The sequence below is a fragment of the Streptomyces sp. enrichment culture genome (assembly GCF_964273255.1).
In the GTDB taxonomy this organism is placed as follows: domain Bacteria; phylum Actinomycetota; class Actinomycetes; order Streptomycetales; family Streptomycetaceae; genus Streptomyces.
Genome location: NZ_OZ186835.1, coordinates 3,515,042 through 3,528,939, shown reverse-complemented (window position 1 = coordinate 3,528,939; position 13,898 = coordinate 3,515,042). Strand labels below are relative to the sequence as shown.

Sequence of the window (13,898 nt, the reverse complement as noted above, 5' to 3'; positions counted from 1 at the left end):
GTACGGTCGGGCCCCGGAAGACCGTCACTTACTCGCCATGAACGCCGGGCCGCCCCGCCACGAACGTCCGGTACCAGGGCGCCGCCTCCGCGAACGCCCGGGAGAAGCCCGGGCCCGGTGAACAGTCCGCCTCCTGCCAGAAGGCGTCGTCCGCGAACCAGTGGTCCACGGTGAGCATGCCGAGGTGATGCAGCGCCCGTGGAGAACCGGCGGCGCGGTCCAGGGCGGTGGGCACGTCCACGGCGCCCGTTCCGTCCGCCGGCCGTCCCGTCGCCAAGGTGCCCACCGCGGCGAGGAGTTCCGGGACGGGGACCGGCTCGGGGTGGCTGACGTAGTGGACGCTGCCGGGGGACCAGGCCCCGGACAGCGCCGCGGCCACCGTGGCCCGGCCCAGCGTGGTGACGTCGATCATGGACTGACGCGCGTCGCAGCCGGTCAGCGTCGTCGCCGACAACTCCCGCAGCAGGGCGAGCAGCCCGGGGACCACCCAGCGGTCGCCCTCCCCGTACACCAGGTGCGGACGCAGGACCACCCCGCCCGCGTCGAGCACGTGCCGTTCGGCCGCCGCGCGGCTGCGGCTGGTCGCGGAGACCGGGGCGACCGGCGCCTCACCGGGCCGTACGCCGCGGAAGGGCCCGCGGCCGTGGACCGCCGCGGTGCTGACGTACACGATCCGGCGCACGCCGCTGCGCACCGCCTCCTCCACCAGGGCCCGGGTGCCGAGGTCGTTGACCGCCGTGACGGCGGCGGGATCGCCGTCCACGCGCGTGGCGCAGTGGACGAGGACGTCGGCCGAGGCGCAACAGCCGTCCAGCGTGGCGGGATCGGCGAGGTCGCCGGGCACCTGCACGGCGTCCGGCGACCCGGGCGCGGAGCGCCGGGACAGCAGGCGCAGGCGCACCTCCGGCCGCTGCCGCGCCGCCGCGGCGACCCTGCCGCCGATGAAGCCGGTCGCGCCCGTGAGCAGGAGGTTCACCGTCACGATGCGGCCTGCAGCGGGGCGTCGGGGGCGGCGGTGAGGGTGGCGGTGAAGACGTGTTCCTCGTTCTGCCGGCCCGTGACCCGGACCGTCGCCTGGTCCTCGGTCTTGTCGAGCACCTCGGCCTCTATCAGGCAGGGGGAGTCCAGTTCGGCGTAGCGGCTGAAGGCGACGGCCATGGCGGACGGCAGGAAGGGCAGCCGGCCCGAGGCGGCGGTCGCGGCCTGCCGCGCCGCTTCGAACAGCACCATGCCGGGCACGTGGTCGTTGGGCCGGGGGAAGAGGACCGGGTGACCGGTGTGCACCCGCAGCCGCCAGGTGCCCGTGCCGGCGGGGGCGAGGACGACGTCGTCCTCGCGGCTGCGGCCGACCTGGGCGGGCGGTATCGCGGGCAGCAGGGGTATGCGGGCGCCGACGGCGGCCAACTGGCGGGCGCGCAGGCGGCGGTAGGCGGCCGGTGAGGTGCACCCGGTGCTGCCGGTGCCGCGCGCCACGAGCCGTCCGGCCCGGCGGAACTCCATGGTGGTGCGCATGCTGTGCAGTCCTCGGCCGCGTCGGCGGACCTCGGAGCAGACCACGTCGACGGTGACCGGCTCGGCGGCCTCCGAGAGCAGCAGCCCGGACGGGTCCGTCACCACTTCCAGGTCACGCATGACGAAGTGGGTGTCCGCGGGGGCCCCGAACTCGGCGTGGGCGAGGGCCATGGAGGTCTGCCGCAACGTTTCGCCGACGATCATCGGATCATGGTGCCGGTCGTCCACGGGAGCGAAGAAGGCGTGCTCGGCGGGCCAGCGGGCGGTGACCCGGAAGCGGTCGGCGGAGATCCGGACCCATTCGACGGGGAAGACGTCCGACAGGCGCGGCCGGTGGGCGAGTTGCGGTGTGACCGGCGTGGGGCCGCCTGCCGGTGCCGCCACGTCCGTACCCTCCTGTGAGAGACCGGCCGGGCCCTCCGCGGACGTGCTTAAGTCACCTGTCTGCGGCATGGAGACCCCCGAGGTCGACGGCCTGGTTCCAGTCAACTTCGCACTAAGATACGGACGAGCCGGTTTTTTTCCAAGTGATCGGCGTCGCAGACCGCCCCGCATCACTGAGGATGTCCTCACGCGCCCGTACGACACGGCGGCCGCACCGCCATCGCACCCGCACCGCCGGGGCGAGCACGCGGGGGCCCGGGGCGATCACGAATCACGCCAGATCAGGAGGCACCCGATGGCGCGACAGGAGCGCGCGATCCGCACGCGGCGGACGATCCTCGAGGCGGCCGCGGCCGTCTTCGACGAACGCGGATACACCTCGGCGACCATCGGGGAGATCCTGGAACGGGCCGGGGTGACCAAGGGCGCGCTGTACTTCCACTTCGGGTCGAAGGAGGAGCTGGCGCTCGGCGTCTTCGAGGAACAGCTGGCGCTGACCCTCCCGCCGCAGGCCAGCAAGCTGCAGGAACTGGTCGACTCGGGGCTGGTCCTGGCCCTGCGGCTGCGCACCGAGCCCCTGGTCCGGGCGAGTGTCGGACTGGCGCTGGACCAGGGCGCGCTGGGACTGGACCGTACCCCGGCGTTCCGGATGTGGATCGACCAGACCACCCGCACCCTGGCCGAGGCGAAGGCCGGGGGCGAACTGCTGCCGCACGTCGACCCGACCGAAACCGCCGAGCTGCTGGTGGCCAGCTTCTCGGGAGTGCAGCTCCTGTCCCAGCTCCGGTGCCAGCGGCGCGACCTGGAGCACCGGGTGGTCGTGCTGTTCCACCACATGCTGCCGGGCGTCGCGGTGCCGGCGGTGCTGGCCCGGCTGGAGATCTCCGCTGAGCGGGCGGAGCGGGTCTCCGCACAGGGGCGTGCCGAGCCCATGGCGGAGGCGGGCTAGGCGGTGGCGACGGGCCCGGCGACTGAGCGGCGTCGGTGTCGTCCCGTCTCTCCCGGCATGGGGGACCGTCCGACGCGGAGGGGGCGCGGCAGAGGCCGCACCTGCCACGGAACGCCGAGCGGGGCCGGCGGCGGCAGAACCACCGCCGGGTGACCAACGGCCTTCTCCTCCGGCAGCGTCGCCGTCACCGCACCGCGCGGTTCTCCGCCCGTCGGCCGCGTCGACGACGTTGCCGGCCCGTACACCTAGGGGGCGGGCGGAAGGACGACCGTGCCCGGCCCCGGAAGCACCAGCCACTCGTGCCCGTCGACCGGAACGCGGGGTGGGCGGTCCGCCGTGGGCGCGGTGCGCCGTCGTGCTGCTCGGCCGGTTGTCCACAGGGTGTGACGTGTTCCGGCCCCCGGTTGTAGCGTCTGCCTCGTCGATGCCGTTCCTCGCACTGCCGGTGCTCCGTGCAGGCGCGAGGCGGCGAGCCGGGTCGGTGCGCGGGCGGGCGCACCCTCGCAAGGGGGAAGGCTGCAGTGAGCGAACAGGGTGCCGGAGCGGTCGGAGCCGCGCAGCGTGGGCGGGTGCAGGGCGGGCGGGAAGCCGGAGCGGGACCGCGGCTGCCGCGGGTGAAGGGCTTCGCCGGATGGCCCGCCGAGGGCTCCGCCAAGGCGGACGGCAAGGCGCTGCGCGGACGGGTGCCGCGCGCCGGACACGCCCGGCTCGACCTGGACGCCGCGCGGCCGGACGCGGTCGCTGCCGTCGAGGAGTCCAGCCGTGGCCGGCTGCCGGAACTGACACCGATCCGGGTGGGCCGGATGGCGGCGACCCCGTTCGCCTTCCTGCGGGGCTCGGCGGGCCTCATGGGGCACGACCTGGCCCGCACTCCGGTGACCGGGATCCGGGCCCAGATATGCGGCGACGCCCACGCGGCCAACTTCGGCCTCTACGGTGACGCGCGCGGCGGCCTGGTCATCGACCTGAACGACTTCGACGAGACGGCGCAGGGCCCCTGGGAGTGGGACCTCAAGCGGCTCGCCGCCTCCCTGGTCCTGGCCGGCCGGGAGGCCGGTGCCGACGAGGACACCTGCCGCGCCGCCGCCCAGGACGCGGCGGGCGCCTACCGCCGCACGATGCGGCTGCTGGCGAAGATGCCGGTCCTGGACGCCTGGAACGCCATCGCGGACGAGGAACTGGTCTCCCACACCGACGCCCACGATCTGCTGGGCACCCTCGAGCGGGTCTACGAGAAGGCGCGGGCCAACACCAGCGGCCGCTTCGCCGCCAAGTCGACCGAGGCGACGGAGGACGGCGGGCGCCGCTTCGTCGACGCGCCGCCCGTGCTGAGCCGGGTGCCGGACGCCGAGGCCGTCGCCGTGGCCGCGTCCCTGGAGGAGTACGTCACGACGCTTCCCGAGGACCGCCTGCCGCTGCTGGCCCGGTACGCCGTGCACGACGTGGCGTTCCGTGTCGTGGGCACCGGCAGTGTGGGCACCCGCTCGTACGTCGTCCTGCTCCTGGACCACCGCGGTGAGCCGCTGGTCCTCCAGGTGAAGGAGGCCCGCCCCTCGGCCCTCGCTCCCCACCTGCGGACCGCCGGCTTCGAGGTGGCCGGGCCGCTGACCGGTTCCGACGGACACGCCACCGGCGGGCCGACGGCCGGCGCCGCCGGGCACGAGGGCCGCCGTGTGGTGATGGGGCAGAAGCGCATGCAGGTGGTCAGCGACAACCTGCTGGGCTGGACGACGGTCGACGGCCGCCACTACCAGGTGCGCCAGTTCCGCAACCGCAAGGGCAGCGTGGACCCGGCGGCCCTGGCCGCCGACCAGGTCGACGACTACGCCCGGATGACCGGCGCCCTGCTGGCCCGCGCCCACTCCCACAGCGCCGACCCCCGTCTGATCGCGGGCTACTGCGGCAAGAACGAGGAGTTGGACGAGGCCGTGGCCGCCTTCGCCGTCCGCTACGCCGACCGCACGGAGGCCGACCACGCGGACCTGGTGACGGCGGTCCGGTCGGGCCGGATCGCGGCCGAACTGGGGGTCTGAGGCTCGGACGGAGGGACGGCCGGCGCGGGGCGTTGACTCGGGCCGCTCCTGCGCTGCCCGCCGCGGGGCTTCGTGCGGGGCTTCGTGCGTGCTGCGGTCAGGGGGCGGGGACGCAGGGGCGGGTGCCTGAGCCGTTGCGGGAGGCAGGCCGGCCCGCCCGGCCCGCCGGACCCGGCCTGCCTGGGTGCCCGGTCTGCCTGGCCCGTCCCCGCCCGGCCCGCCCCTCCGTCTCAGCGAGGTCGGATGGCTGGGGTGCCCGGGACGCGTGCAGGCGGATGCCGTTGGGATGCCGGTGGACGCCGGGCGCCCGGGCCACCGCCCGTGACGGACGCCGCTGGTCCGGTGGGTGCCCTACGCTGTCCGGGTGACGACCTCGCAAGGTGATCAGGGTGGCGACGCCGACGCACGGCGGGAGCCGACGGATGACGGCGCGCGTCGGCCCGAGGAACGGCTGGAGCAGGCCGTTCGGGCCGCCGAGCAGGCGTTGATCGAGTTCGAGATCGCCGTGGAGAGCTTCCGCGTCGAGGTGGAGAACTTCTCGCGGCTGCACGAACAGAAGCTCGGCCCGATGTACGCCCGGCTCGAGGAACTGGACGTCCGGATCCTGGAGGCGAGGGCCGAACGCAGCGGCGATCCCGACGACCGGCGCCGTGCGGACGAGGCCCGGGCCCAGGTGGCCCCGATTCCCGGCGTCGAGGAACTGCTGAACGGCTGGATGGACGGCGACGGGCTCTTCCCCGAGGCCGTCGCCATGCTCACCGATCAGCCGGTCCGTCCCCCGCAGCGGGTGCGCCCCGGGGAGGAGGCCCGGAAGCTGTACCGGGATCTCGCCCGCAAGGCCCATCCCGACCTCGCCCAGGAGGAGGCGGAACGCCGCCGGCGTGAGGAGTTCATCACCCGCGTCAACGCCGCCTATGCCCGCGGCGACGCCTCGGAGCTGCGCGCGCTCGCCGAGGAGTGGGCGGCCGGACCGCAGCAGAAGCGTGTCGCGAGCGCGGCGGAGGAGCTCTACGCCCGCCTGGAGTGGCTGGCCCAGCGCAAGGAGATGCTGACCGTGCTGGCCAAGGAGCTCGAGGACAGCGCCATCGGCGGCATGCTCCGGCTGGCACCCGACGACCCGGACGGCCTGCTGGACGAGATCGCCGAGCAATTGCGCACGCAGCTCGCCGCACGGGAGGCGGAGCTGGCCGCGCTGCTGGCCTGAGCCGCGTTCCCGGGCCGTGCAGCCGAGCAGCGCGCACGAGCTGTGCGCCCGGTCGGTCCGGTAGCGTCGGGGACATGAGTCTTGGAGCTGGTGTGCCCACGGTCGGGGTCGCGGACCTCAAGGACGGCGACTTCCTGCTGGACGTCCGCGAGGACGACGAGTGGAAGGCCGGTCACGCCGACGGGGCGCTGCACATCCCCATGAGCGAGTTCGTCGCGCGGTTCGGTGACCTGACCGAGGCGGCCCCGCAGGACGGACGGGTGCACGTCATCTGCCGCTCGGGCGGCCGGTCGGCCCAGGTCACGATGTATCTGGCCCAGCAGGGGATCGACGCCGTGAACGTGGACGGCGGCATGCAGGCGTGGGAGCACAGCGGACGCCCCGTCGTGGCCGACGGCGGCGCCCCCGGGTACGTGCTGTAGCCACGGTCCGGGCGGGAGCCGGACGCCGGGGCCGACAGCCGGGACCCGCCGGTCCGCCGCAGTCACGCTCCGGGTGACGGGTCCCCACACCCATGGGCTCCATGAGCCCCACGCGCTGGCCCCACGGGCCCCACGGGCCGGTGAGCGCGTCAAGGTCCGATGCCCGTCGCCGGCGCCGTCGTCGGCGACGGTACGGCCAAGGCCGGGGCCGGAACAGGTGGTGGATCCGCCACAGGTGGATCGACCTGCATCGGATTCACCTGCGTCGGATTCACCCGCGTCGGATGCACCTGTGGCGAGTCACCTGTGGCGGCCATGCGGCGGCGCGGAGCCGGGTCGGCGCGGTTACCTGTCGAAGTCCACTTCCACCCGCTCGGTCACCGCGTGCGACTGGCAGGCCAGGACGTAACCCGCCTCGGTCTCCTCCGCCTCCAGCGCGTAGTTGCGGTTCATGCGCACCTCGCCCGAGACGAGGAAGGCCCGGCAGGTTCCGCAGACGCCCCCCTTGCAGGCGTAGGGGGCGTCCGGGCGGTTCCGCAGGACCGTGTCCAGCAGGGACTCGCCCTCCTGCGCCGGCCAGGTGCCGCCGCGTCCGTCGAGCCGGGCGGTGACGGTGGTGTGGGCCGGAGCCGGGCCCCGGCTGCCCGCCGGCGCCGGAGCGGCGTCCACGTGGAAGATCTCCTGGTGCACGCGGGACCGGTCGACGCCGAGGGTGCGCAGCGCCCGGTCGGCACCGTCGACCAGACCGTACGGGCCGCACAGGAACCAGCCGTCCACCCGCTCCACGGGGAGCAGAGCCGGCAGCAGTGCGGTCAGGCGCTCCCGGTCCAGGCGTCCGGACGGCAGCCCCGCCTGCTGCTCCTCCCGGGAGAGCACCGTGACCAGCTGGAACCGCTCGGGAAAGCGGTCCTTCAGGTCGGCGACCTCCTCCAGGAACATGGTCGAGGCGGATGTCCGGTCGCTGCGTATCAGACAGAACCGGGCCCGAGGCTCGCGCTCCAGCAGGGTCGAGACGATCGACAGCACCGGTGTGATGCCGCTGCCGCCGACGACCGCCGCGTACAGCCCGGGTGCGGGCGGCAGCGTGAAGCGGCCCGCCGGAGTCATCACCTCCAGCTCGTCCCCGATGTTGATCTCCTTGAGCGCGTACGTCGAGAAGGCACCGCCCTCGACGAGCCGCACACCCACCCGCAGGGTGTCCGGGGCCCGGCCGTCGGGCGCGGGGGAGCAGATGGAGTACGTACGCCTGATCTCCTCGCCCTCGGCGGTGCGCCGCACGGCCAGGTGCTGACCGGGGACGTACCGGTACGCCTCGCGCAGGTTCGGGGGCACGGCGAGGGTGAGGGCGACGGAGTCGTCGGTGAGACGGTCGACCGCGGCCACCCGGAGCTTGTGGAAGCGGGCCATCACAGCTCCTTGAAGTGGTCGAACGGTTCGCGGCAGGCCAGGCAGCGGCGCAGCGCCTTGCACGCGGTGGAGGAGAAGCGGCTGAGCAGCTCGGTGTCGGCCGACCCACAGTGGGGGCAGCGGATCGCGTCCAGGTGTTCCTCCCGGCCGTCCTGCGGTGCTTCCCCCGGCCGGGACGTGCGGCTGCGGGTGGGGCCGAGCTCCACGCGGACCGGTCCGGACGCCTCCCGGACGCGCGGCGGGGCGATGCCGAACTCGCGCAGCTTGCGCCGCCCCTCGTCGGTGATGTCGTCCGTCGACCAGGCGGGCGCGAGCACGGTGCGGACCGTGACCTCACGGACCCCGTGGTCGCGCAGTGCCCGCTCTATGTCCAGGGACATGGCCTCGATGGCCGGGCAGCCGGTGTACGTCGGGGTCAGTTCCACCTCGACGGTGTCCGCGCCCCGGGCGTGCACCGCGCGCACCACACCCAGCTCGCGCAGGGTGAGCACGGGGAGTTCCGGGTCGGGCACCGAGCCGGCGATCTCCAGCAGCTCCGCCTCCAGGGGCGTGACGGTCACCATGCCGCCCCCGGGTGGCTGCGGTGCAGGTGCTGCATCTCGGCGAGCATGCGGCCGAAGGGCTCGGTGTGGAGGCCCTGCCGGCCCGCCCCGGCCGTCCACGCGCCGGTGCGGGGGGTGCCGGGAACCGTGAGCGTGGCCCGTTCCAGGATTCCGCCGATGTGCTCCAGCCAGTCGGGTTCCAGGGCGGCCGGGTCGGCGCCGAGGCCCTCGACCGGGTGGAACATCTCACCGGTGTACCGCCACAGCGCGTCCACGGCCCGCTGCATCCGCCCGTGGCTCTGCTCGGTGCCGTCGCCCAGGCGGAGCGTCCACTGCTCGGCGTGGTCGCGGTGGTAGGCCGTCTCCTTGACGGCCTTGGCGGCCAGCGGTGCGAACGGGCCGTCACCGGAGGCCAGTTCGGTGTACAGCAGGTGCTGGTAGGTGGAGAAGTACAGCTGGCGGGCGATGGTGTGGGCGAAGTCGCCGTTGGGCTGCTCCACCAGCTGCAGGTTGCGGAAGGACCGCTCCTCGCGCAGGTAGGCCAGCTCGTCCTCGTCCCCGGCCATCGACAGCAGGATCCGGGCCTGGCCCAGCAGGTCCAGTGCGATGTTGGCGAGGGCGACCTCCTCCTCCAGCACGGGGGCGTGGCCGGCCCACTCGCCCAGCCGGTGGGAGAGGACGAGGGCGTCGTCGCCGAGGGCCAGGGCCGCGGCCGTGACGGAGGTGTCCGCCGCGGGCGCGGTGTCGGCTGCGGGTGTGGCGTCCGTCGCGGGTGCGGCGTCCTTCGCCGGTGTGGTGGTCACAGGTGCTGCACCCCCTCGGGAATGTCGTAGAACGTGGGGTGCCGGTAGGCCTTGTCCGCGGCGGGCTCGAAGAAGGGGTCCTTCTCGTCCGGCGAGGAGGCGGTGATCGCCGAGGACGGCACGACCCAGAGGGAGACGCCCTCGCCGCGCCGGGTGTACAGGTCACGGGCGTTGCGCAGGGCGAGCTCCGCGTCCGGCGCGTGCAGGCTGCCGGCGTGGGTGTGGGACAGGCCGCGGCGCGAACGCACGAAGACCTCCCACAGGGGCCAGTCGGTGTGGGTCGTCATGCGCGGGCCGCTCCCGTCTCGCTGTACGTGCCTGACTCGTTGTACGTGGTCGCCCCGGCGTCGTCGGCCGCCCCGGCCGTCGATGCCCCGGTCGCGGCAGCCGTGCCGGTTGCGGCAGCCGTGGCGGTTGTCACGGCCGTGGCGGTTGCCGCGGCCGTGGCGGTTGCCGCGGTCGGGGCGGTGCGCTTGGCGGCGTAGGCCGCTGCCGCCTCCCGGACCCAGGCGCCCTCTTCGTGGGCCTTCCGGCGCTGGGACAGCCGCTGCTCGTTGCACGGGCCGTTGCCCTTGAGCACGTCCCAGAACTCGGACCAGTCGATCGCGCCGAAGTCGTAGTGCCCCCGCTCCTCGTTCCACCGCAGGTCCGGGTCGGGGAGGGTCAGCCCGAGGGACTCGGCCTGGGGGACGCAGATGTCGACGAAGCGCTGGCGCAGTTCGTCGTTGGAGTGCCGCTTGATCTTCCAGGCCATCGACTGCGCCGAGTGCTGTGACTCGTCGTCGGGCGGGCCGAACATCATCAGCGACGGCCACCACCAGCGGTCCACCGCGTCCTGCGCCATGGCGTGCTGTTCCGGGGTGCCCTTGCTCAGGGCGAGCAGCAATTCGTAGCCCTGCCGCTGGTGGAACGACTCCTCCTTGCAGATGCGGACCATCGCGCGGGCGTAGGGGCCGTAGGAGCAGCGGCACAGGGGGACCTGATTGGTGATCGCCGCACCGTCGACCAGCCAGCCGATCGCGCCGACGTCCGCCCAGGTCAGCGTCGGGTAGTTGAAGATCGAGGAGTACTTCTGGCGGCCGGAGTGCAGCTTGTCGAGCAGCTCGTCACGGCTGGTGCCCAGGGTCTCTGCGGCGCTGTAGAGATACAGGCCGTGCCCCGCCTCGTCCTGCACCTTGGCCATCAGGATCGCCTTGCGCCGCAGCGAGGGCGCCCGCGTGATCCAGTTGGCCTCCGGCTGCATGCCGATGATCTCGGAGTGGGCGTGCTGGGCGATCTGCCGCACGAGGGTGGCCCGGTAGGCGTCCGGCATCCAGTCGCGCGGTTCGATCCGCTCGTCGGCGGCGACCGCAGCATCGAACACGCGCTGGAACTCGGTGGTGTCGGCGGCGCCGTCGATCGCGTCGTCCACCGGGCCGCGCGTCGTATCGCGGGCGGCTGCTGTCGCCATGGGATCCCCCTCGACCTGGTTTTCCTGACCTGACTGCTCGGCGGTCCGCAAGCCTCTGAGCCGCTGGGCTCCGAAGTCACTCCCGACCGATCGTTCGGTTCGTGCGATTCCATGGTGAGACGGCCACCGCGAGGTGTCAACCGCTGTGGACAACCTGCTCGTGGACGTCCGCGGCCGCGGCGGATCGGGCGGGGGCACCATGTCCCGCGCCCGTGTCCGCCCGCCGTGCGCCCGCTTCTGCCGTGCGCCCGCTCTGCCATGCGCTCGCTCTGCCATGCGCTCGCTCCTGCCGCCGCCAGCTCCTGCCGTGCGGCCCGCCTTTCTGCGGTCCGGCGCCTCGGCCCGGCCCTTTCCCCGCCGGACCGGCCCTTCCTGCCTTCGCGCGCTTCCCCTTCGCGCGTCCTCCCGCCTCCGCGCCCCTCGGCCCTCCGGTCTCCGTGCGGCCCGTGATGTGCGGATGTGGTGACGGCCACGGCAACCGGAGCCCGCCGGGGCTGTGCCAGTGCTACCCGTGCTGAGTACCGTTCCGTCCGGCGCACGGTGGTGTGCCGCGAGGCACCGCGACGGCCGCGAGGCGGCGACGGCGGTGCGCGGGGACGACCGGACCCGCGCACGGTGGGGCGGGGCTTGGGACCTGAGCGTGGAACGGGGCGGAATGGACGCGTACGACGACGGCTCCTCGGCCCGGCACGGGCCGACGGAGCCGAGCGGCCCGAACCCGCTGGAGCCCACGGAGGCCGCCGGAAACGGCCCTGCGGCGGCCGGTGACATCTCCTCGCCGGACTCCCACCGGGCGGGCGCCGGTACTACGCCAGCACCCGACGACTCCCCGCCGTCCGTGGACTCCGACTCAACCGACGGCATCCAGTCCACCGGCGGCACCCCGTCCACCGACGGCCCCTCGGCGCTGGCCGGGGCCTCGTCCACCGGCGGCACCCCGTCGCCCCCCGCAGCCCCCGACGAGGTCGCGTCGCCGAGGGATCCCGCACCCGCCGAGTCGCCGGGCGTCACCGGTGACACCGGTGACGCCGGTCCTCCCGCGTGGCCTTCGGTGCATCGGCCTTCGACCGGGCCGGGACCCCGGGGACCAGCCGGCGAGTCCGAGCCCGGGGCCCAGCCCGATCCCGCGGAGGCCGTAGCGCCTGCCGGACGCGGCGGACCCGCCCCATCCGCCGGACCCACCCCATCCGCCGGGGTCGCCCGCCCTGCCGCGCGGGGCGCGTCCGTCGCGTCCGCCGGGCCTGTCGGGCCCGCCGTGTCCGGTGCTGCCGTCGCGCCGGTTCCCGGTGGTTCCGGCGCCGCACCGGGCCGGCCCCGCACGGGCGTGGCCGCGCTCTCGCTGCCGTACCGGATCGGTGCCGCCCTCGCGCTCGCGGTCGTGGCCGCCGCTGTGTGCGTGCACCTGGGGATGACCTTCCTGCACGTCGCCCCCGCCAACACGGTGAGCAAGGAGCACGGCGGCGCGATCCAGCGGTGGATCTACCCGGAGTTCGAGCAGAACTGGAAGCTGTTCGCCCCCAACCCGCTGCAGCAGAACATCTCCCTCCAGGTGCGGGCGGACGTGCTCACCGCGGACGGTGACGTGCGGACGACCCGCTGGTACGACCTGTCCGCCGAGGACGGGCGGGCCATCGACGGCAATCTGCTGCCCAGCCACACCCAGCAGAACGAGCTGCGCCGCGCCTGGGACTTCTTCGTGGCCACGCACGACGACGAGAACCGTCCGGTGGGCGGACGGGGCGCGCTCTCCGAGTCCTACCTCCGCCGCATCGTCGTGATGCGGCTGGACCGGGCGGATGCGGCCGGAGCCGGGGGCGTCGTCGACCGTGTGCAGGTCCGGTCGCGAACCACCAACGTCCCGCCGCCCGCATGGAGCCGGGAGCAGGTCTCCACCACTCCGGTGGACCGCACGCTGCCCTGGTGGCCGGTGCCCGAGGACGAGGCACGAGGAGGCATCGGGTGAACCGCTTCTCCCTGGCGCTCTCCCGCGGCATCGCGCGGGTGACCGACGCCGCCCTCGGTCCGTACCAGACGGCCGTCCTGCGGATCGGCCTGAGTGCGACCTGGCTGCTCTTCCTGCTCCGCGAGTTCCCCCACCGCCAGGAGCTGTACGGGCCCGACAGCCCCTGGGCATGGGACCTCGCCCAGCAGCTCGTCGCGACGAACGGTGCCTTCACGGCCCTGCTCTGGTCCGACGGGCAGCGCTGGTTCGAGGTCTTCTACGTACTCGCGGTGCTGTGGAGCCTCCTGCTGCTGCTGGGCTGGCGTACCCGCACCACGTCGGTGCTGTTCATGGTGGGCGTGCTGTCCCTGCAGAACCGCAGCGTCTTCATGGGCGACGGCGGCGACAACGTGCTCCACCTGATGGCCATCTACCTGGTCTTCACGCGGTGCGGCCAGGTGTGGTCGCTCGACGCCCGGCGAACCAGCCGCGCTGCCGGGGCACGGGCACGCGGCGAAGTGCCACGGGACCGGGTCGGGCCGGTGCTCTGGGCCGTGCTCGGTTTCCTGCTGCTCGTGGTGACGTCGGCGGGGCGGATGGACGGTGAGTGGCTCGTCCCCGTGCTGCTGTGGACCGTGTGGGTGGCCCAGGGGCTCTGGTGGCTGACCGGTCGCCGGGGGAGGTCCGGACAGCCACGGGTCCTGCTCGACGTGATCGCGAACATCGTGCACAACGGCGCGCTGCTGGTGATCATGGCCGAGGCGTGCCTGATCTACGCCACGGCCGGCTGGTACAAGGTCCAGGGCTCGCGCTGGCAGGACGGCACCGCCGTCTACTACCCCCTGCAGCTCGAGTACTTCTCACCCTGGCCCGCGCTCGGGGACCTGCTCGCCGCCAGCGGCACCCTGGTGATGCTGATGACGTACGGGACGGTGGCCGTGCAGGTCGCCTTCCCGTTCACGCTGTTCAACCGGCGGGTCAAGAACGTCCTGCTGGCCGTCATGATCGCCGAGCACGCCGGGATCGCGGTGGTCCTGGGGCTGCCCTTCTTCTCGCTGGCGATGATCGCGGCCGACTCCGTCTTCCTGCCCACCTCGTTCCTGCGCCGGCTGGGCCGGGCGGCGGGCCGCGTACGCGGAATCCGGGGGCGGCGCGGTCGCGCCGACCACGGCCGGAGGGGGCCGTCACCGGCGGTCCCCTCCGCTGCCGGTGCCCGGGCCGGTGCCGGGGCCGATGCCGACGCGGATGCC

12 protein-coding genes and 1 pseudogene are annotated in these 13,898 nt (G+C 73.9%); 6 read left to right on the top strand and 7 right to left on the bottom strand.

Translation table 11 applies throughout. The features are described from left to right. Window positions 1-28: 28 nt before the first annotated feature. The gene (locus tag ACSU53_RS15160; protein WP_437028115.1) at window positions 29-982 is read right to left on the bottom strand and encodes an NAD-dependent epimerase/dehydratase family protein; all 954 of its coding nucleotides are present in this window, start codon (window positions 980-982) and stop codon (window positions 29-31) included. Continuing rightward, window positions 979-1,896, bottom strand: a complete 918-nt coding sequence (locus tag ACSU53_RS15155) for a ScbA/BarX family gamma-butyrolactone biosynthesis protein (protein WP_437028113.1) — start codon at window positions 1,894-1,896, stop codon at window positions 979-981. The genes ACSU53_RS15160 and ACSU53_RS15155 overlap by 4 nt, the downstream gene beginning before the upstream one ends. A gap of 295 nt (window positions 1,897-2,191) precedes the next feature. Between ACSU53_RS15155 and ACSU53_RS15150 the strand changes: the two genes are divergently transcribed. From ACSU53_RS15150 to ACSU53_RS15135, 4 genes are all read left to right on the top strand, one after another. Then, the gene (locus ACSU53_RS15150) at window positions 2,192-2,845 is read left to right on the top strand and encodes a ScbR family autoregulator-binding transcription factor (protein WP_437028111.1); all 654 of its coding nucleotides are present in this window, start codon (window positions 2,192-2,194) and stop codon (window positions 2,843-2,845) included. 521 nt (window positions 2,846-3,366) lie between these two features. After that, window positions 3,367-4,878, top strand: coding sequence for a DUF2252 domain-containing protein (locus ACSU53_RS15145; protein WP_437028109.1), 1,512 nt, complete (start codon window positions 3,367-3,369; stop codon window positions 4,876-4,878). Between the two features lie 364 nt (window positions 4,879-5,242). Beyond that, complete coding sequence (locus tag ACSU53_RS15140) at window positions 5,243-6,082, top strand: hypothetical protein (RefSeq protein ID WP_437028107.1); 840 nt, start codon at window positions 5,243-5,245, stop codon at window positions 6,080-6,082. 92 nt (window positions 6,083-6,174) lie between these two features. Then, window positions 6,175-6,504, top strand: coding sequence for a rhodanese-like domain-containing protein (locus ACSU53_RS15135; RefSeq protein ID WP_437033212.1), 330 nt, complete (start codon window positions 6,175-6,177; stop codon window positions 6,502-6,504). Window positions 6,505-6,849: 345 nt separating this feature from the next. Here ACSU53_RS15135 and ACSU53_RS15130 read toward each other — a convergent pair whose 3' ends face one another. From ACSU53_RS15130 to paaA, 5 genes are read right to left on the bottom strand one after another with little or no spacing between them, the layout of a single operon-like run. After that, entirely contained in the window at window positions 6,850-7,911 is a 1,062-nt protein-coding gene (locus tag ACSU53_RS15130) for a 2Fe-2S iron-sulfur cluster-binding protein (RefSeq protein ID WP_437028105.1), read from the bottom strand. Continuing rightward, complete coding sequence (paaD, locus tag ACSU53_RS15125; protein WP_437028103.1) at window positions 7,911-8,474, bottom strand: 1,2-phenylacetyl-CoA epoxidase subunit PaaD; 564 nt, start codon at window positions 8,472-8,474, stop codon at window positions 7,911-7,913. The genes ACSU53_RS15130 and paaD overlap by 1 nt, the downstream gene beginning before the upstream one ends. Beyond that, window positions 8,468-9,256, bottom strand: a complete 789-nt coding sequence (gene paaC, locus ACSU53_RS15120) for a 1,2-phenylacetyl-CoA epoxidase subunit PaaC (RefSeq protein WP_437028101.1) — start codon at window positions 9,254-9,256, stop codon at window positions 8,468-8,470. Before paaC ends, paaD begins: the two co-directional genes overlap by 7 nt. Beyond that, complete coding sequence (gene paaB, locus ACSU53_RS15115) at window positions 9,253-9,543, bottom strand: 1,2-phenylacetyl-CoA epoxidase subunit PaaB (protein WP_437028099.1); 291 nt, start codon at window positions 9,541-9,543, stop codon at window positions 9,253-9,255. Before paaB ends, paaC begins: the two co-directional genes overlap by 4 nt. Then, window positions 9,540-10,706: a 1,2-phenylacetyl-CoA epoxidase subunit PaaA gene (gene paaA / locus ACSU53_RS15110; RefSeq protein WP_437028097.1), complete on the bottom strand. Its 1,167-nt coding sequence runs from the start codon at window positions 10,704-10,706 to the stop codon at window positions 9,540-9,542. The genes paaB and paaA overlap by 4 nt, the downstream gene beginning before the upstream one ends. Window positions 10,707-11,757: 1,051 nt before the next feature. Here paaA and ACSU53_RS15105 point away from each other — a divergent pair. Further along, window positions 11,758-12,669 carry a DUF5819 family protein gene (locus tag ACSU53_RS15105; RefSeq protein WP_437033210.1) on the top strand — a complete coding sequence of 304 codons (912 nt, stop codon included), beginning with the start codon at window positions 11,758-11,760 and terminating at the stop codon, window positions 12,667-12,669. Next, window positions 12,666-13,787: pseudogene (locus tag ACSU53_RS15100) on the top strand (HTTM domain-containing protein); the annotation flags it as partial. The gene ACSU53_RS15105 and the pseudogene ACSU53_RS15100, both read left to right, overlap by 4 nt. Window positions 13,788-13,898 lie beyond the last annotated feature (111 nt).

Coding starts and splice junctions, on each gene's coding strand:
- ACSU53_RS15150 (WP_437028111.1), top strand. CDS start 2,192: ATGGCGCGACAGGAGCGCGCGATCCGCACGCGGCGGACGATCCTCGAG.
- ACSU53_RS15130 (WP_437028105.1), bottom strand. CDS start 7,911: ATGGCCCGCTTCCACAAGCTCCGGGTGGCCGCGGTCGACCGTCTCACC.
- paaD (WP_437028103.1), bottom strand. CDS start 8,474: ATGGTGACCGTCACGCCCCTGGAGGCGGAGCTGCTGGAGATCGCCGGC.
- paaB (WP_437028099.1), bottom strand. CDS start 9,543: ATGACGACCCACACCGACTGGCCCCTGTGGGAGGTCTTCGTGCGTTCG.
- paaA (WP_437028097.1), bottom strand. CDS start 10,706: ATGGCGACAGCAGCCGCCCGCGATACGACGCGCGGCCCGGTGGACGAC.